We start from the raw sequence: 16,779 nt of genomic DNA on the forward strand, positions 1-16,779 counted from the left end.
TCCGCTAAACACGGGGGCTGCGCGGCGGACACGCCGACGTCACCGCAATGCCACGCCATTTTGCAGAACTTGACGCACACAACTCTTGTCAATGATTGAAGAAAAGCGGGGCAATGAACCTGCCAATCTCCCCCCTTGAGGGGGAGATGTCCGGCAGGACAGAGGGGGGTGCTGTCCCTCGGCCTCTCGTATCTTTGTCACCCTGCCTTTTCGGCTTTCGCAAAACTCGCGCGTTGAGTGATGCGCGCATACCAATCCCGAATATCGGCAAACTCGGCCAGCAGGGCTTGTCCCTCGGCGACCTTGACGAAATAGCCGATGATCGGTGCGGCGTGCAGGTCGGCCAGCGTCAGGTCCGTTCCCAACAGCCAAGGCCCTTCGGCTTTCAGCGAGGAGAGCGCCTGCAATGCCGTTCTTGCCTGCCGCAACCCGTTGGCGATCACGGCTTCGTCGGGCGGCGTTTTTTCCAGCCGCTCGACAGCGACATCCCAGACCATGGTCCTGTAGGCGTAGGCGTCGAGCAGGCCGGTGATCTGGTTCAGGCGTGCTCGAGGCCGAGGTTCGACCGGTTGCAGCGCCGGGCCGTCAAAGGCTTCGTCGACATAACGGGCAATCGCGCCGGTCTCGTAGAGGCGAAAGCCGTCCTGCTCGAAGGCCGGGATGCGGCCGAACGGCTGGTGCTCGAAATATCAGCCGGGAATGCCATCCGCGGCAAAGATGTCGACGGGCACGAGCTCGTAGCCGACGCCCTTTTCCTCCAGCACCAGCCGCACGATGCGCACATAGACGCTGTAGTCCGCGCCGTAGACGACGGGCTTGCCCATGCCGGTTGGGCTCAGGCCATCGCTTTCTGCAAATTCTCGTCGATCTTGTCGAGGAAGCCGGTGGTCGAAAGCCATGGCTGGTCGGGGCCGATCAGCAGCGACAGGTCCTTGGTCATGAAGCCGGACTCGACCGTCTGGATGCAGACCCTTTCCAGCGTCTCGGCAAAGCGCCTCAGTTCGGCATTGTCGTCGAGCTTGGCGCGGTGCGCGAGGCCGCGCGTCCAGGCAAAGATCGAGGCGATCGAATTGGTCGAGGTCTCCTCGCGCTTCTGGTGCTGGCGATAGTGGCGGGTGACGGTGCCGTGCGCGGCTTCCGCCTCGACGGTCTTGCCGTCCGGCGTCATCAGCACCGAGGTCATCAGGCCGAGCGAGCCGAAGCCTTGCGCCACCGTGTCGGACTGCACGTCGCCGTCATAATTCTTGCAGGCCCAGACATAGCCACCCGACCATTTCAGGCTCGAGGCCACCATGTCGTCGATCAGCCGGTGCTCGTACCAGAGTTTCTTCGCTTTGAATTCTGCTTCGAACTCCGCCTCGTAGACCTCCTGGAAGATGTCCTTGAAGCGTCCGTCATAGGCTTTGAGGATGGTGTTCTTGGTCGAGAGGTAGACGGGGTAATTGCGCAGCAGGCCGTAGTTCAGGGAGGCGCGGGCGAATTCGCGGATCGATTCGTCGAGATTGTACATGGCCATGGCGACGCCGGCGCCGGGTGCGTCGAAGACGTCGTGCTCGATCACCTGGCCGTCCTCGCCGACGAATTTGATCGTCAGCTTGCCCTTGCCGGGGAAGCGGAAGTCGGTGGCGCGGTACTGGTCGCCGAAGGCGTGGCGGCCGACGATGATCGGCTTGGTCCAGCCGGGCACCAGCCGCGGCACGTTCTTCATGATGATCGGCTCGCGAAAGATGGTGCCGCCGAGGATGTTGCGGATGGTGCCGTTCGGCGACTTCCACATCTTCTTCAGCTTGAATTCCTCGACGCGCTGCTCGTCGGGCGTGATCGTCGCGCATTTCACGCCGACGCCGTATTTCTTGATGGCGTTGGCCGAATCGATGGTCACCTGGTCGTTGGTGGCGTCGCGGTGCTCGATGCCGAGGTCGTAATATTCGAGCTTGAGGTCGAGATAAGGGTGGATCAGCTTGTCCTTGATGAACTGCCAGATGATGCGGGTCATCTCGTCGCCGTCGAGTTCGACGACCGGGTTCGCCACCTTGATCTTCGCCATGGAAAGAATGCCTCGCTTTTGGGGAACGGAACGGCCTTGCCCGCACGGCTGCCGGACCTGGGATGCGGCCCGTATATCAAAGGCTTTTTGGCCGCGCAAACGGCGAACCGCGCCGTAGTGCCGGCATTCCTTGCGAAAGCTTCATTTTCGCCGCCAAATGTGGCAGGGGACTGCGAAATGCCGCAAACAGCAGTTCACTGACAACTATGGCCGCTACCCAGGATCCCGACAACCCTCTTGCCTCCGGAACTCCAGCGTCCGGACCGACGATCATCCTGGTCGAGCCGCAGCTCGGCGAGAATATCGGCATGGTTGCGCGCGCCATGGCCAATTTCGGCCTTACCGAGCTGCGGCTCGTCAATCCGCGCGACGGCTGGCCGAGCGAGAAGGCGCGTGCCGCCGCAAGCCGCGCCGACCACGTCATCGATGCCGTCAAGGTGTTCGATGATCTGGCCTCGGCGGTTGTCGATTTGAACTTCGTCTTCGCCACCACGGCGCGCGCGCGCGACAATTACAAGCCGGTGCGCGGTCCGGTCGAGGCGGGCAGGGCGCTGCGGGCGCGGCAGCGGGCCGGCCAGCGCACCGGCATCCTGTTCGGCCGCGAGCGCTTCGGCCTCTATAATGACGAGGTCGGCCTTGCCGACGAGATCGTCACCTTCCCCGTCTATCCAGCCTTCTCCTCGCTCAACATCGCCCAGGCGGCCCTGCTGATGTCCTATGAATGGATGAAGTCCGGCCTGGAAGACGAGACCAGGACCAACTTCTCCGGCCCCGAAATGCCGCCGGCCACCAAGGAAGAATTGCACGGCCTGTTTGCGTATCTGGAAGGTGCACTCGAGGCGCGCGGCTATTTCCGCCCGGCAGCGAAGAAGCCGAAGATGGTCGACAATTTGCGTGCAGTGCTGACCCGCGCCGGCTTTGCCGAGCCGGAGCTCAAGGTGCTGCGCGGTATAATATCATCGCTGGACAGGTTCTCGCCGGCCATGCCGCGCGGCGACGGATCGCCCGGCGACGATCCAAGACGGCTTCCGGCAGCCGCGGCACGCGCTGCGAGGGCGAAAGACAAAGACTAGCCTCGGAACTGCCCATACCTCACCAGTAACCGAATGTTATTTGGTGTGATCCATTGTCTGGAAAACGATGGGTCCTTTCGATGTTCAATTCAAATATCGGGCGTCTTCGCTTTTTCTTCTATTCCGCGGCCTTGCTGGTTGCGGAAATCGTGACCTTTGTGCTGTGCGTCGTGGGGACCGTCGGCTTCGAGGGTTTGGCCAATTCGAAACCCGGTCCTTCCAGGGAAGGGCTGGCCGCGGCTGTTCTCGTTACCTCGCTGGTGATCGTTCTGTTCCGCGCGAATTTCGCCTGGCGTCGAAGCCGCGACGCGCAAGGGTCGGGTTGGATCCTTTGGTCGTATATCGTGTTCTCGACGCTGTTCGCGATCCTGCAGGCCGGCACTGTTCTTGTCGTGAAATTCGACGGCGAAGATTCGCATTCCGGCCTTAACCTGTTGGGATTAGCTCTTGTCGGGCTGTGGGCCGTCATCTTGGCGGGCAAGCCGGCGGGCGGTGGCTCTGCGGATATGGCGTCATCCCTGAGTTTCGACGATTTCGACCCGCCCGGGCCGCTGCGCGGCGCCGCCGCGCTCCATTCAGCGTCAGCCGCCGGCGCGACGGCCCTGGCTCCAGCCTACGCCACGCGGGCCGCGCCGGTGCCGTCGAACCACCCTGCATCTCAACCTGCATCTCCGGCGAACGGCCGGCCGCGGCCCGGCGGCTTCGGCAAGCGCGGCCTTGTGTGACCGGCTCGCCGCATCAAGGCCATGATGGTTCCACATAGAAGCGGCCGGGATAAAGCATCATTGGCCGAAGCAGAAAGCATGGGCCGGGCCTGCCCTCGTGATCTCGTTTGTGATTCCCAGCCCTTAGTGATTCCCAGCCTTTAGTGACTCAATGACAATGACCGATCCATCGAGCGCCCGTCCGATCCTGATGTTCGATTCCGGCATTGGCGGCCTCACCGTGCTGCGTGAGGCGCGCGTGCTGATGCCTGACCGCCGCTTCATCTATGTCGCCGACGACGCGGCGTTCCCCTTCGGCGCCTGGGAGGAACCGGCGCTGAGAACACATATCCTGGAGTTGTTCGCCAGGCTGCTCGACCGGTTTTCGCCGGCCATTTCGGTCATCGCCTGCAACACCGCCTCAACACTGGTCATAGATGCGTTGCGCGAAAGGTTTCCCGGCCACCCTTTCGTCGGCACCGTGCCGGCCATCAAGCCGGCGGCGGAACGCACGCGCTCAGGCCTGGTTTCGGTGCTGGCTACGCCCGGCACCGTCAAGCGCCAGTACACGCGCGACCTGATCAGCAAATGGGCGCAGAAATGCCATGTCCGCCTGGTCGGCAGCGACAGGCTGGCGGGATTGGCCGAAGCCTATATGCGCGATGGTTTTGTCGACGAGGACGCCGTGCGCGCAGAGATCGCGCCGTGCTTCGTCGAGCATGACGGGCTGCGCACCGACATCATCGTGCTTGCCTGCACCCATTATCCGTTTTTGGCCAACCGCATGCGCAAGACAGCACCGTGGCCGGTCGACTGGCTCGACCCGGCCGAGGCGATCGCACGCCGCGCGCTCTCGCTGCTTGCCGATACCGAGGCCGGTTATCGCAGAGAGGCACTGCCGGAAGGCGCCGACCTTGCATTCTTCACCTCGAACAGCGCCGATTTTCCGACGCGCCGGCTGATGCAGGGATTTGGCTTGGCGATATCCTGACCGCAAGCAATTTTCGCTTTGGGAACATCACACCAGACAATGCGTTTTCCTCTCATCGGAAACGGGAGAAACCATCATGCCAGCCACCTCAAAAGCCCAGCAGAAAGCGGCCGGCGCGGCATTGTCAGCCAAGCGCGGCGAGACCAAGAAGGGCGCGCTCAAAGGCGCGTCGAAGGGAATGTATAAATCCATGAGCGAAAAACAGCTCGAGGAATTCGCCGAGACCAAGCGCAAGGGCCTGCCGGAAAAGAAGTCGAAACACTGATCGACTGGCCATTCTGACGGCGGATGCCGGTCGATAAAAGGCCCGCGGCTGAACCGCGGGCCATGAAGTCTCAGCGGGCGAGGGCGAAAATTACCAGTTCCAGCCCCACCCGCAGCGCCGCACTTTGTAGCGGATGACCTTGCGATGACCATGGCGCCATACCACCTTCTTCTTGACCACGATGCGGCAGACCTGGTGATGCCTGTGCCCGTGCCAATGCCGGGCCTGCGCCGGCTCGGGCGCGACCGCCATCGTGCCGGCCATCACCGCGGCGCCTACCAACGTAAGGAAGAACTTCTTCATGCGAATTCCAGCTCCTCTGACTTCAGTCCCTTCCTGATGCCGCTGGCGCAACCTCCCGCCACATCCGGCATGTTCTACAACCGTAACACTATCCGGTTCGGCGATTCGCGCCAGCCAGAAGCTTGACAGCGGTTAAATCTCCGTTTAACCAGCCCACCAACACCGGGCCGCAATGCCCGGTGGTTTTCTTTATGTGTGCAAGACGTTTGGGAAGCCGGTTTTACTTTCCTTATGTCTTGTTTGAAATGACGTGTCCCGTGGGTTTTCCGTCGCGTTGCGTGGAAAACCCTGTCAGGTCTCGAAAACGGAGGCCAGAGGAGGGCGCGTTTCCTTCACCCGGACCATGAGGTTCCGGGTGCATTGTTTTGAAAGGGAATGCGATGAGCAAGCGCGAATCCGCGAAGTACAAGATCGACCGCCGTCTTGGCGAAAACATCTGGGGCCGCCCGAAGTCCCCGGTCAACAAGCGTGAATACGGCCCCGGCCAGCACGGCCAGCGCCGCAAGGGCAAGCTTTCCGATTTCGGCCTGCAGCTGCGCGCCAAGCAGAAGCTGAAGGGCCACTATGGCGACGTTTCGGAAAAGCAGTTCCGCAAGGTCTATGAAGAGGCGGACCGCCGCAAGGGCGACACCTCGGAGAACCTGATCGGCCTGCTCGAATCGCGCCTCGACGCAGTCGTCTACCGCGCCAAGTTCGTGCCGACCATCTTTGCGGCGCGCCAGTTCGTCAATCATGGCCACGTCAACGTCAACGGCAAGCGCGTCAACATCGGCTCGTACCGCTGCAAGCCGGGCGATGTCATCGAAGTGCGCGAGAAGTCGAAGCAGCTGGTCATTGTGCTGGAATCGGTGGGCCTGGCCGAGCGCGACGTGCCCGATTATATTGAAGCCGATCACAACAAGATGACCGCGGCCTTCACGCGCATCCCCGGCCTGGCGGACGTTCCGTTTGCCGTGCAGATGGAACCGAACTTGGTCGTCGAATTCTATTCGCGCTGATCGTCGCGTTCGTCGCGATACAATCGAAGGCCGCCCGTCGAGGCGGCCTTTTCTTTTTTCGTTCCTTTTCCGCGGCGTGATTCCGAAATCGATTTCGATTTTCGGTCCGATGCGCTACTGCGGGCGGCAACAGGATCTTGGGGCCGACGCGCCGTGAACATGCAGCCAGACGCCGAAACGCTCGAACCGGTCGCCGACGCCGAAGGCGGCTTTCATCCTCTGTTTGCCGATGTGCCGTCCTCCGTCGAGTTCAACAAGCTGCGCAAACGGCTGTTGCGGCTTGCCCGCCAGGCGATCGACGATTTCTCCATGGTGAGGCCCGGCGACCGTTGGCTGGTCGCTCTGTCGGGCGGCAAGGATTCCTACGGCCTGCTTGCCGTTCTGCTCGATCTCAAATGGCGCGGGCTGCTGCCGGTCGAGCTGTTAGCCTGCAATCTCGACCAGGGCCAGCCGAACTTTCCCAAGCACATATTGCCCGATTATCTCGATAGATATGCCATTCCGCATCGCATCGAATATCAGGACACCTATTCGGTGGTCACCGACAAGCTGGCCGAGGGCAGCACCTATTGCTCGCTGTGCTCGCGGCTACGGCGCGGCCATCTCTATCGCATTGCCCGCGAGGAGGGCTGCTCGGCGCTGGTGCTCGGCCACCACCGCGAGGACATACTGGAAACCTTCTTCATGAACCTGTTCCATGGCGGGCGCCTGGCCGCCATGCCGCCGAAGCTGCTCAATGACGAAGGCGATGTCATGGTGCTGCGGCCGCTCGCCTATTGTGCGGAAGCCGATCTCGAGAAATTCGCCGGCGCCATGAAATTCCCGATCATTCCGTGCGATCTGTGCGGTAGCCAGGAAGGCCTGCAGCGCAACGCCATGAAGGCGATGCTCGACGACATCGAGAAGCGCATGCCCGGCCGCAAGGACACGATGATCCACGCCATGACCAATGTGCGGCGTTCGCATCTGCTCGACAGGAAGCTGTTCGATTTCGCCGCCCTCAACGAAACCCTCACCACCAGGCGTCCCGATGACATTTGACGATAGCGCGATCGACTGGCTTGCCGACCTTCTGTCGGAAGCCGCCGTCGCCGAGATCATGCCACGCTTTCGCCGGTTGAGCGAGGGCGACGTCCGTCGCAAGACCTCGGCCGCCGATCTCGTCACCGAGGCCGACGTCAATGCCGAACGGCTCATCACCGCCAGGCTGCGCCAGCGTTATCCCCACGCAATGATCGTCGGCGAGGAGGCCTGCTCCGACGACCCGACGCTGCTCGACGGTCTCGGCGATGCCGAACTCGCCTTCGTCATCGACCCGGTCGACGGCACCTTCAACTTCGCCTCCGGCGTGCCGCTGTTCGGCGTCATGCTTGGCGTCGTGATCAAGGGCGAGACGGTCGCCGCATCATTCACGATCCCGTCGGCAAGGATTGGCTGATCGGCGTTAGTGGCGCCGGCAGCCATATCCGCCATGCCCATGGCGATCTGGAAAAGGTCCATGTCGCCAAACCGGCGCCGATGTCGGAAATGACCGGTGCGGTCTCATGGCACTATGTGCCCGAGCCGGACCGCTCACGTTTGGCGCGCAACCAGACCAAGTCGCTATCGCAGTTCAATTATCGCTGCGCCGCCCATGAATACCGCCTGCTGGCCAGCGGCCACGGCCATTTCGTCGTCTACAACAAGCTGATGCCTTGGGACCACTTGGCCGGCGTGCTGATCCATGCGGAGGCCGGCGGCCATGCCGCGCGCTTCGACGGCAGCGCCTATCTGCCGTCGCATGTCGGAGGTGGCCTGCTGGTCGCGCCGGACCGGGAGAGCTGGCGGGAGCTGCGCCGCGAGCTCTGGGCGGAATAACTCTTCGCTGCCAAAGTTGTCCAATCTTGTGCGAAACCGGAGATCTCGAATGAAACCTCGGTCCGCAATTGTTGCAACGGCCTTTGCCCTTGCCTTGGTTGCCGGTGTCAATGAAGCAAGAGCTGGGGAACGCGCATGTCGCAGTCCCGACTCCGTCGACACCATAGACGAGATGTTCTCCGCGATCTTCGCCTGTTGGAAGCCGCCGCGCGGAAGCGCGGGCATGACCCTGACGCTGCAGTTCTCAATTCGCCGAAACGGCACGCTTATCGGCAAGCCGCGCGTCACCTACTCACATCTAGGGGACGATGGTCCGCTCAACCGGGCCTTCGTGGCTTCCGTCCTCGAGGCGCTCGACAAGGCTCTTCCACTGCCCGTTTCGGACAGTATGGGTGGAGCAATCGCAGGACGTACGCTGTTCCCTCGCTTCACCGCGGTCAGTGAGGGTGCATCCTAGGCGCACGCGCAATGGGCATTAAACCGGCGGGTTATGCGGCTGGAACAGTCTGCCGCGCTCGGCCAGCAGGATCATCAGCAGCGCCGCCACCGACACGCTGCAGAACCCGGCGGCCAGCGGCGTCACCGTGCCGTTGAAGGCTTGGCCAATCAGCGTGCCGAGAATGCCGCCAAGAAATGTCTGCATGAACCCAAGGATCGACGACGCAGTGCCGGCCAGGTGCCCCAGCGGCTCCATAGCGAGCGCGTTGAAGTTCGCGCCGAGCGCGCCGAACGGGACCATGGCGCAGGCAAAGAAGGTAATGAAGAGCCAGAGCGGCATCTTTATTTCGATGGAAACGACCAGCCAGGCAAGGCTGATGGCCAGAAACAGCAGCAGCGCGCTTTGCGACAGACGGCGCATGCCGATGCGGCCGACGAGGCGCGAGTTGAGGTAGTTCGAAAAAGCAAGCACACCGGCAACCCCCGCGAAGATGACCGGGAACACCTCGCCGACATTGAACACGCTAACATAGATCTGCTGGGCCGAGGCGATGAAGCCGAACATGGCGCCGAAGATGAAGGTGCTGGCGAAGGCGTAGCAGAGCGCGATGCGGTTGGTGAGAACGATGCGGAAGCCGCCGATGATGGAGGACAACGTCAGCGGCCGGCGATATTCGGGGTGTAGTGTCTCGGGCAGGCGCAGCAGCGACCAGGCGGACACGATCAGCGCGCCGGCTGCCATGGTGACGAAGATCACATGCCAGGTCGCAAACAGCATGATGAACTGGCCGATACCGGGCGCCACCACCGGAATGGCCATGAACACCATGAAGATCAAGGACATGACTTCGGCCATGCGCCTTCCGTCGAACGTATCGCGCACGATCGAGACGGCAATGACGCGCGTCGCCGCCGCACCGATGCCTTGCACGGCCCGGCATAGCAGAAGCGTGGCGAATGACGGGGCGATTGCCGCAGCGCCCGCCGCCACGACGTAGATCACCAGCCCTGCGACAAGAGGCGCGCGGCGCCCGAAACGGTCCGAGATCGGCCCGAAGAACAGCTGTCCGCCGCCAAAGCCCAGGATGTAGGCGGTGATCACATATTGCCGGTGGTTTTCATTTTCGACGCCAAGCGAGGCGCCGATCTGCTGCAGCGCCGGCAGCATGATATCGATGGCCAGCGAATTGAGCGCCATCAGCGCCGCGCATAGCGCAATGAATTCCCAGCGCGGAATAGGCAAGATGCCTGCCTTTTGCTGCGCTTGTGCTTGCTGATCCACGGCCAGTCCGATCTTCAAACGAAAATGCGCCGGCGTGCCGACGCATCCATTCGTTGATTGCCCGATAGCGGGCAGAACTTTTTGCCAAGGTGGGGGCTGCCCCGGCGCTTAGCGCATGACCCCCGAAAATCGCAGGCGGAAGGTCATACGCAGAAACAGAAGTCAGGCGGCGCCTTTGACGCTGACGCCCTTTTCGACGAGGAAGGTCTGCAATTCGCCCGCCTGGAACATCTCGCGGATGATGTCGCAGCCGCCGACGAACTCGCCCTTGACGTAGAGCTGCGGGATGGTCGGCCAGTTGGAATAGTCCTTGATGCCTTGCCGCAGTTCGGCCGACGTCAGCACGTCGACGCCCTTATAGTCGGCGCCGATATAGTCGAGGATCTGCACGACCTGGCCGGAAAATCCGCATTGCGGGAAGCCGGGCGTGCCCTTCATGAAGAGAACGACGTCGTTGCCCTTCACTTCATTGTCGATGTAGTCGTTGATGCCGCTCATGGAATACCCTTTCATGCCTGTGGGAGTCAGGCTCGAACATTACCCTTCAAATAAACCCATGGGTTGCGCGAAACAAGATGTTTGCCGCCTTGCCATGCAAATGGCGCAAAGGAACGTCTGATCTTGGGCCAAGAGCGTTGGCCACCATCTTTCCCGAGTCGCGATGAAAAGACGATATCTCGCCGGGTTCCTCCTCGCCGTTCTGTTCGCCGCACTGTCCTTGATCTGGTGGGCCAGGTCGCCGAGACAGCCATCTCTCGTCGTCGGCGGTGAATTACCGGCGCCGTGCCGCGACGCGAGCTTCGAGGCGGTCGCCTATGTCGTCTGCGAAATCGATCTGCGCCGCTATGACGTCGGTGTGTTCCACACAGGCCTCGACGGCAAGGCTTTCGGTTCACTGGACAAATTCGACAAGGCGATGGCGGATCAGGGCCGGACGGTGCTGCTCGCCATGAACGCCGGCATGTATCACCAAGACCTGACCCCAGTCGGCCTTCTCGTCGAAGACGGCCGGGAGAAGGCGCCGATCAACGTCGCCGGCAGCGGAGGCAATTTCTTCCTGAAACCGAATGGCGTATTCCTGGTCCGCAAGGACGGCAAGGCGGCGGTCATGGAGACAAGCGCCTATGCTGCGACCAGACTGGACGTGATGTTTGCCACGCAATCCGGCCCGATGCTGGTGATAGACGGCCGGCTTCATCCCCGCTTCGAGCAGAACGGCACATCACGCTATATCCGCAATGGCGTCGGCGTGCGTGACGAAAATACGGTCGTGCTGGCGATCTCACGCTCTGAAGTCAGCCTCGGCAGCTTCGCACGGCTATTCCGGGATGCGCTCGATTGTCCCAACGCGCTTTTCTTCGACGGGGTCGTTTCTGCGCTGTCGAACGGCGAGCGGATGATTGTGGGTGGAAAGTATCCGGCGGGGCCGATCATTGCCGTGACCGGTAAGAAGCTTGCGAGCCGGTAACTGCAAGAGAGCTCAGTCCGGCACGCTGGTCTGCAGGGCAAGCGCGTGCAGTACGCCGCCCATGTTGCCCTTCAGCGCGTCATAGACCATCTGGTGCTGCTGGACGCGGCTTTTGCCGCGAAAGCTTTCGGCCACAACCTCAGCCGCATAATGGTCGCCGTCGCCGGCCAGGTCGCGAATCGTCACCTTGGCGTCCGGAATGCCTTCCTTGATCAGCCGTTCGATGTCGTGGGCGTCCATTGCCATGTGAGGATTCCTTGTTCAGGTCGTGATCTCATAGATATGGTCGAAATGGCGGATGAACCACAGGGAAAGGGGCCCACTCGATCACATCACGGGTCCACGACCTCATTTGCCATGAAGCGAGGGAACCAGGATTCGTGGGCGGCGGTCAATTCGCTGACCGGTATCGCACGCGCCTCGCCCAGCTTCAGTTCGCTGCCGCCGGTCGAGCCGATCCACGGCGCAAAAACGCCGAGCTTGTTTTGCTGTTCGCGAATGGCGTCCCATTGCTCGCTCTGCGGGTCGATCGACAGCGTCAGCAGATAACGGCCCTGGTCCTCGCCGAACCAGACCGGGATCGGATCTGCACCGATCAGGCCGGGAATGGTCGCGCCGATGCCGGAGGCCATCGCCATCTCGGCCAGCGCCACCGCGATGCCGCCATCGGAAACGTCATGCGCCGCGGTAACAACACCGGAGGCGATCAGTGCCCGCACATGGTCGCCGACCCGCTTCTCGTGGCCGAGATCGACCTGCGGCGGCGGGCCGTCGGCGCGGCCAAAGATGTCGCGCATATAGACCGACTGGCCAAGATGCGAGCCCCATATCGTCGGGGCGCCGACCAGCACGATCATCTGGTCTTCGGCGGCAAAGCCGATGCGCACCATTTTCGACCAGTCGGCAATCAGACCGACGCCGCCGATGGTTGGTGTCGGCAGGATGCCCTGTCCGTTGGTCTCATTATAGAGGGAGACGTTGCCGGAGACGATCGGAAAGCCAAGCGCCCGGCAGGCATCGCCGATGCCTTTCACAGCACCAACCAGCTGGCCCATGATCTCGGGCCGTTCCGGATTGCCGAAATTGAGATTGTCGGTGGCCGCGAGCGGCAGAGCGCCGGTGGCGGTAAGATTGCGCCAGCATTCGGCAACCGCCTGCTTGCCGCCCTCGTAAGGGTCGGCCTCGCAATAGCGCGGCGTCACGTCGGAGGAGAAGGCGAGCGCCTTGGTCGGATGACCGTCGACGCGCACGACGCCGGCGTCGCCGCCGGGAAGCTGCAGGGAATTGCCCTGGATCAGCGTGTCGTACTGCTCCCACACCCAGCGGCGCGAGGAAAGGTCCGGTCCGCCCAGCAGCTTGAGCAGTGCGTCGGCCACATCGGTTCGCGGTGCATCGCCGGCCAGCGGCGCCGGCTTCTTCGGCTCGACCCAGGGACGGTCATATTCCGGCGCCTGGTCGCCGAGATCCTTGATCGGCAGATTGGCAACCTCGTCGCCCTGATGCAGCACGCGAAAGCGCAGATCGTCGGTGGTCTTGCCGACGATGGCAAAGTCGAGGCCCCATTTGTGGAAGATCGCCTCGGCCTGTTTTTCCTTTTCGGGGCGCAGCACCATCAGCATGCGCTCCTGGCTCTCCGACAGCATCATCTCATAGGCGCTCATGCGCTCTTCGCGCACCGGCACCTTGTCGAGGTCGAGCTCGATGCCGAGGTCGCCCTTGGCGCCCATCTCGACCGCCGAGCAGGTGAGGCCAGCGGCACCCATGTCCTGGATGGCGATAACGGCGCCGGACGCCATCAGTTCGAGGCAGGCTTCGAGCAGGCATTTTTCGGTGAAGGGATCGCCAACCTGGACCGTGGGCCGCTTCTCGTCGATCTTGTCGTCGAACTCTGCCGAGGCCATGGTGGCGCCGCCGACGCCGTCGCGCCCGGTCTTGGCGCCGAGATAGACGACCGGCAGGCCGACGCCCTTGGCCTCGGACAGAAAGATTGCGTCCGTCTTCGCGAGGCCCGCGGCAAACGCATTGACCAGGATATTGCCGTTGTAGCGGGCGTCGAAATTGACCTCGCCGCCGACCGTCGGCACGCCGAAGGAATTGCCGTAGCCGCCGACGCCGGAAACGACGCCGGCAACCAGATGCCTGGTTTTGGGGTGGTCCGGCGCGCCGAAGCGCAGCGCGTTCATCGCCGCGATCGGTCGCGCGCCCATGGTGAAGACATCGCGCAGGATGCCGCCGACGCCGGTCGCGGCACCTTGATAGGGCTCGATGTAGGAGGGGTGGTTGTGGCTCTCCATCTTGAAGACGACGCAGTCGCCGTCGCCGATATCGACCACGCCGGCATTCTCGCCCGGGCCCTGGATGACTTGCGGCCCGGTGGTCGGCAGCGTGCGCAGCCACTTCTTCGAGGATTTGTAGGAACAATGCTCGTTCCACATCGCCGAAAAAATACCAAGTTCGGTAAAGCTCGGTTCGCGCCCGACCAGGTCGAGGATGCGCTGGTACTCGTCGGGCTTCAGCCCGTGCGCGGCAATGAGTTCAGGAGTGATCGGCACGGAATTGGAAATGGTCATGATCGGCAATTGTGTCCTTGGGATCGAGTCCCGTCTTATCGCAAGCGTTGCAGCCGATACACCCCGTTGGATGACTAAAACGATGGAAAGCAACAGCTGACCGCAAGTAGCGAAAGATCGCCACTCGACCCGCCGGTTTCAAGCCGGTTCAAGAAAAGCTGTCGTAGCCGGCGCGGCCTTCGTCCAGAAGCCGCCGGATTACCGCGACCCCGTGCGCGATATCGTCCCGCTGTCGCGGTTGCGAGATGCCAAACCGCACGCCGTGAAAGGCCTGTTCGGAACGCCCTGCCTTGAACTCGTCCTCGTCGTCGATGAGCACGCCATGTTCGAGGCAGGCCTGCTTGAAAGTGCCGGAAAGCCATGGGTCCGGCAAAGTGAGCCAGACGAACGGCACGTTATCCAGCGCCTTGAAATCGAAGCCGTCGAGTGTCTCGCGCACGATCGCGATGCGCGCACCGATCTCGGCAATGCTGCGCTTGCGCACCTCAGCGGCCTGACCGGACAGCACCAGCCGGCTGCCCACCTCCGCCAGCAGAAAGGGCAGGCCGCCCGTCATCATCTTGTGGGCAACCCGGATGCGGTGACGATAGGCCGGCGGGCAAGCGAGCCAGCCGCCGCGAACACCCGCCGCAACCGATTTCGACAGGCCGCCGGCAACGATGGTCCGTTCGGGAGCATATTCGGCCATTAAAGGCGTTGGGTCATCGGTCAGTCCGCCATAGAGATCGTCCTCGATCAGGACGACGTTATATTGACGGGCGACATGCGCGATTGCCTCGCGGCGCGATGCCGACAGCGTTGTCAGCGTCGGGTTCTTGGCCGTCGGCATCAAAAACATCATCTTCGGGTGCTTTTGTGCGCAGACGCGCTCGAAATCCTGGGGATCGATGCCCTCGTCGTCAGTCGCCACCAGTGCGGTCCGGCGACCGATCAGGCCGGCACTGCGCGAGATCTGCGAATAGGTGAGGTGCTCGAAGACGACATAGTCGCCGGGGGCGGTGAGCCCCGCAATGGTTGCCATCACTGCGGCGTGGGTGCCGAGCGTGGGAACGATTGCATCCGCCGCCGGGCGATAGGAATTTCGCGACAGCCAGCGCCTGCCCGCTTCGAACCAGCGGTCCGGGAAATCACGAGTATAGCTTGAAATCTCATGCGGATGGTCTTGCGCCGTGCGTGTCAACACGTCGGCGACGATGGCACCCTGGCCGACGTCCGGTGCGGCCGTGCTATCGAAGCGCAGCTTGTTGCCGGGCGCATCCATATAGCGCGTGCCTTGTTCGACCGGCACCAGGAAATCCGGCTTTGCGCTCTCCGACTGTTGAGCGATGACATAGGTTCCGCGGCCGACCTCGCCGCTGACCAATCCCCGCTCGCGCAGCAATTGATAGGCCCTGCCGACCGTGCCGACGGTCGTGCCGAGGTCGTATGCCAGATCGCGCTGCGGCGGCAGCTTTGCCCCTGCACCGATCAGGCCGCGGTCGATGTCCGTCTCGATGGAATCAGCAAGCCGCTGATAGAGCGGGCCGGTGCCGGCGGTAAGGTCTGGAAGCCAAGTTGTCATGGTGACAATTTTTTACATTGCACCGAAATGAGAGTCAATACATATGAAGCGGGCCGTACGAAAAGGCACAATTGCAATCTTGGTAGAAAGAAAATGGGTACAATAGAGACAATCCGCTACGCCGCAGTTGAATTGCAGGTGCAGGTGGCGCGCCCGCCGGGCAGGCCAACCTATGTCAGTCGGCTGGTGCGTACGCTCAGATCCTTCGCGAGGTGGATCGACGGGTTAATGGATCGCCGGCGCAGCCGGCTGGTCCTGCTCGAGATGACTGACGACCAGCTCAAGGACATCGGTATCTCGCGTTGCGATGCCCATCGTGAGGGGCTGAGGGCGTTTTGGGACTGAGAAGCAGCCGGATGCTCCGTCTCGAACGTCGCGTGGCATATCGGCGGTTAGACGAGAGCGTCAATATCGACATCGGAACCAACGCGATCTTCTTCATCACTGAGATACCATCCTCCTTCGTGCCCTCACAGCATTCGCTCGCGACGTCTCCAGTGAATAGGGGTATTGCTGAAAATAGCTAATTCCCTTATTTTCGGGATAACGAAGGAGATGACCGTGGCTAGTTTCACCCTCACAGATCTCGGCAACAAATCCGGCGAGGTTGTTGAGGCCGCGTTCCGCGGCCCTGTTGACATCACCAAGCGCGGCAAGCGCAAGTTCGTTCTCCTGACGGCAGAGCAGTTCGACCGCATCACCAGTCGCAGCGCGCAACGGGCACACCGCGTCGAGGATCTGTCGGCCGAGGAACGCGACAGGCTTCTAACCGGCCTCGACGCAGTCGCGCGAGATGATGTTCGGGATGACTGAACCCGGCCACGGACAGATCATTCTCTATTCCTATTTGTGGGCAAGGGAATATGACCGGGGCGAGGAAAGCGGACGCAAGGCGCGGCCGACTTGCGTTATGCTGATCGTTGCCGGCAAGAATGGCCGCAAGCAGGCCCTGCTCTTTCCAATCACGAGCCAGCCGCCACGACCTGGCGCGCACTATGTTGAGATTCCTGAGACCGAGGCCCGCCGCGCCACCCTCTTTACCCCAGCCTGGGTTATCGTCGACGAATTCAACACCGATGATCTCGCGACGAGCTGGGCGCTCGAAGATGCCAAGCCGCTCGGCCAATTCACGCGCAAGTTCATGTCACGGATCGCTGGCGAAGCTGCTGCGGCGATCCGTGCAGGCGCCGCGCGAACCGTGCCAAGACGCTAAAGGCTGCCG

General features: G+C 62.1%; 18 protein-coding genes and 2 pseudogenes. 12 read left to right on the forward strand and 8 right to left on the reverse strand.

Translation table 11 applies throughout. From position 1 onward, the window contains the following. Window positions 1–197: 197 nt before the first annotated feature. Window positions 198–824 (reverse strand): annotated as a pseudogene (locus tag NKJ32_RS27425) (glutathione S-transferase family protein). A gap of 11 nt (window positions 825–835) precedes the next feature. Beyond that, window positions 836–2,047 carry an NADP-dependent isocitrate dehydrogenase gene (locus tag NKJ32_RS27430; RefSeq protein WP_352637806.1) on the reverse strand — a complete coding sequence of 404 codons (1,212 nt, stop codon included), beginning with the start codon at window positions 2,045–2,047 and terminating at the stop codon, window positions 836–838. A gap of 206 nt (window positions 2,048–2,253) precedes the next feature. On the opposite strand from NKJ32_RS27430, the gene NKJ32_RS27435 reads away from it, so the two are divergent. The 4 genes from NKJ32_RS27435 (at window position 2,254) to NKJ32_RS27450 (ending at window position 5,080) form a co-directional block, all read left to right on the forward strand. Then, window positions 2,254–3,120 (forward strand): RNA methyltransferase, encoded by an 867-nt coding sequence (locus NKJ32_RS27435; RefSeq protein WP_352829459.1) that lies wholly within the window; start codon window positions 2,254–2,256, stop codon window positions 3,118–3,120. Between the two features lie 80 nt (window positions 3,121–3,200). Continuing rightward, a complete protein-coding gene (locus NKJ32_RS27440) occupies window positions 3,201–3,845 on the forward strand; it encodes a DUF805 domain-containing protein (protein ID WP_352750200.1) in 645 nt (214 codons plus the stop codon). Between the two features lie 157 nt (window positions 3,846–4,002). Next, window positions 4,003–4,815, forward strand: a complete 813-nt coding sequence (gene murI, locus NKJ32_RS27445) for a glutamate racemase (RefSeq protein WP_352788505.1) — start codon at window positions 4,003–4,005, stop codon at window positions 4,813–4,815. A 76-nt stretch (window positions 4,816–4,891) separates the two neighbouring features. Beyond that, a complete protein-coding gene (locus NKJ32_RS27450; RefSeq protein ID WP_023674705.1) occupies window positions 4,892–5,080 on the forward strand; it encodes a DUF3008 family protein in 189 nt (62 codons plus the stop codon). Between the two features lie 90 nt (window positions 5,081–5,170). On the opposite strand, the gene NKJ32_RS27455 is transcribed toward NKJ32_RS27450, so the two are convergent. Further along, window positions 5,171–5,383, reverse strand: a complete 213-nt coding sequence (locus NKJ32_RS27455) for a hypothetical protein (RefSeq protein ID WP_023674706.1) — start codon at window positions 5,381–5,383, stop codon at window positions 5,171–5,173. Window positions 5,384–5,763: 380 nt separating this feature from the next. Between NKJ32_RS27455 and rpsD the strand changes: the two genes are divergently transcribed. The 4 genes and pseudogenes from rpsD to NKJ32_RS35565 all read left to right on the forward strand — a co-directional run bounded on the left by rpsD (window position 5,764) and on the right by NKJ32_RS35565 (window position 8,695). Further along, on the forward strand, window positions 5,764–6,381 hold the full coding sequence (gene rpsD, locus NKJ32_RS27460) for a 30S ribosomal protein S4 (RefSeq protein WP_023717376.1): 618 nt from the start codon (window positions 5,764–5,766) through the stop codon (window positions 6,379–6,381). Between the two features lie 159 nt (window positions 6,382–6,540). Then, the gene (gene ttcA / locus NKJ32_RS27465) at window positions 6,541–7,422 is read left to right on the forward strand and encodes a tRNA 2-thiocytidine(32) synthetase TtcA (RefSeq protein ID WP_352457797.1); all 882 of its coding nucleotides are present in this window, start codon (window positions 6,541–6,543) and stop codon (window positions 7,420–7,422) included. Next, a pseudogene (locus NKJ32_RS27470) lies at window positions 7,412–8,238 on the forward strand (inositol monophosphatase family protein). The gene ttcA and the pseudogene NKJ32_RS27470 overlap by 11 nt, the downstream one beginning before the upstream one ends. Before the next feature lie 49 nt (window positions 8,239–8,287). Further along, window positions 8,288–8,695: a UCP034077 family protein gene (locus NKJ32_RS35565; protein ID WP_352457787.1), complete on the forward strand. Its 408-nt coding sequence runs from the start codon at window positions 8,288–8,290 to the stop codon at window positions 8,693–8,695. 18 nt (window positions 8,696–8,713) lie between these two features. Here NKJ32_RS35565 and NKJ32_RS27480 read toward each other — a convergent pair whose 3' ends face one another. Beyond that, window positions 8,714–9,913 (reverse strand): multidrug effflux MFS transporter, encoded by a 1,200-nt coding sequence (locus tag NKJ32_RS27480; RefSeq protein ID WP_352829503.1) that lies wholly within the window; start codon window positions 9,911–9,913, stop codon window positions 8,714–8,716. A 207-nt stretch (window positions 9,914–10,120) separates the two neighbouring features. After that, complete coding sequence (grxD, locus tag NKJ32_RS27485) at window positions 10,121–10,456, reverse strand: Grx4 family monothiol glutaredoxin (protein ID WP_023674712.1); 336 nt, start codon at window positions 10,454–10,456, stop codon at window positions 10,121–10,123. A 163-nt stretch (window positions 10,457–10,619) separates the two neighbouring features. Between grxD and NKJ32_RS27490 the strand changes: the two genes are divergently transcribed. Continuing rightward, on the forward strand, window positions 10,620–11,426 hold the full coding sequence (locus NKJ32_RS27490) for a phosphodiester glycosidase family protein (protein WP_352829465.1): 807 nt from the start codon (window positions 10,620–10,622) through the stop codon (window positions 11,424–11,426). Between the two features lie 12 nt (window positions 11,427–11,438). Here the strand turns inward: NKJ32_RS27490 and NKJ32_RS27495 are convergent, their stop codons facing one another. The 3 genes from NKJ32_RS27495 to NKJ32_RS27505 form a co-directional block, all read right to left on the reverse strand. Beyond that, window positions 11,439–11,672 carry a BolA/IbaG family iron-sulfur metabolism protein gene (locus NKJ32_RS27495; protein ID WP_023674714.1) on the reverse strand — a complete coding sequence of 78 codons (234 nt, stop codon included), beginning with the start codon at window positions 11,670–11,672 and terminating at the stop codon, window positions 11,439–11,441. 86 nt (window positions 11,673–11,758) lie between these two features. Continuing rightward, window positions 11,759–13,996 (reverse strand): phosphoribosylformylglycinamidine synthase subunit PurL, encoded by a 2,238-nt coding sequence (purL, locus tag NKJ32_RS27500; protein ID WP_352829467.1) that lies wholly within the window; start codon window positions 13,994–13,996, stop codon window positions 11,759–11,761. Between the two features lie 148 nt (window positions 13,997–14,144). Further along, the gene (locus NKJ32_RS27505) at window positions 14,145–15,557 is read right to left on the reverse strand and encodes an aminotransferase-like domain-containing protein (protein WP_352829469.1); all 1,413 of its coding nucleotides are present in this window, start codon (window positions 15,555–15,557) and stop codon (window positions 14,145–14,147) included. 93 nt (window positions 15,558–15,650) lie between these two features. Here NKJ32_RS27505 and NKJ32_RS27510 point away from each other — a divergent pair, with 93 nt between their 5' ends. The 3 genes from NKJ32_RS27510 (at window position 15,651) to NKJ32_RS27520 (ending at window position 16,770) form a co-directional block, all read left to right on the forward strand. After that, window positions 15,651–15,902 carry a DUF1127 domain-containing protein gene (locus NKJ32_RS27510; RefSeq protein WP_023674717.1) on the forward strand — a complete coding sequence of 84 codons (252 nt, stop codon included), beginning with the start codon at window positions 15,651–15,653 and terminating at the stop codon, window positions 15,900–15,902. A gap of 210 nt (window positions 15,903–16,112) precedes the next feature. Then, on the forward strand, window positions 16,113–16,370 hold the full coding sequence (locus tag NKJ32_RS27515) for a type II toxin-antitoxin system prevent-host-death family antitoxin (RefSeq protein ID WP_245274625.1): 258 nt from the start codon (window positions 16,113–16,115) through the stop codon (window positions 16,368–16,370). Between the two features lie 97 nt (window positions 16,371–16,467). Further along, window positions 16,468–16,770 carry a hypothetical protein gene (locus tag NKJ32_RS27520; protein WP_245274623.1) on the forward strand — a complete coding sequence of 101 codons (303 nt, stop codon included), beginning with the start codon at window positions 16,468–16,470 and terminating at the stop codon, window positions 16,768–16,770. Window positions 16,771–16,779: the final 9 nt, after the last annotated feature.

Origin of the sequence: Mesorhizobium sp. M0159 (genome assembly GCF_040322295.1) — a bacterium.
Lineage (GTDB): Bacteria > Pseudomonadota > Alphaproteobacteria > Rhizobiales > Rhizobiaceae > Mesorhizobium.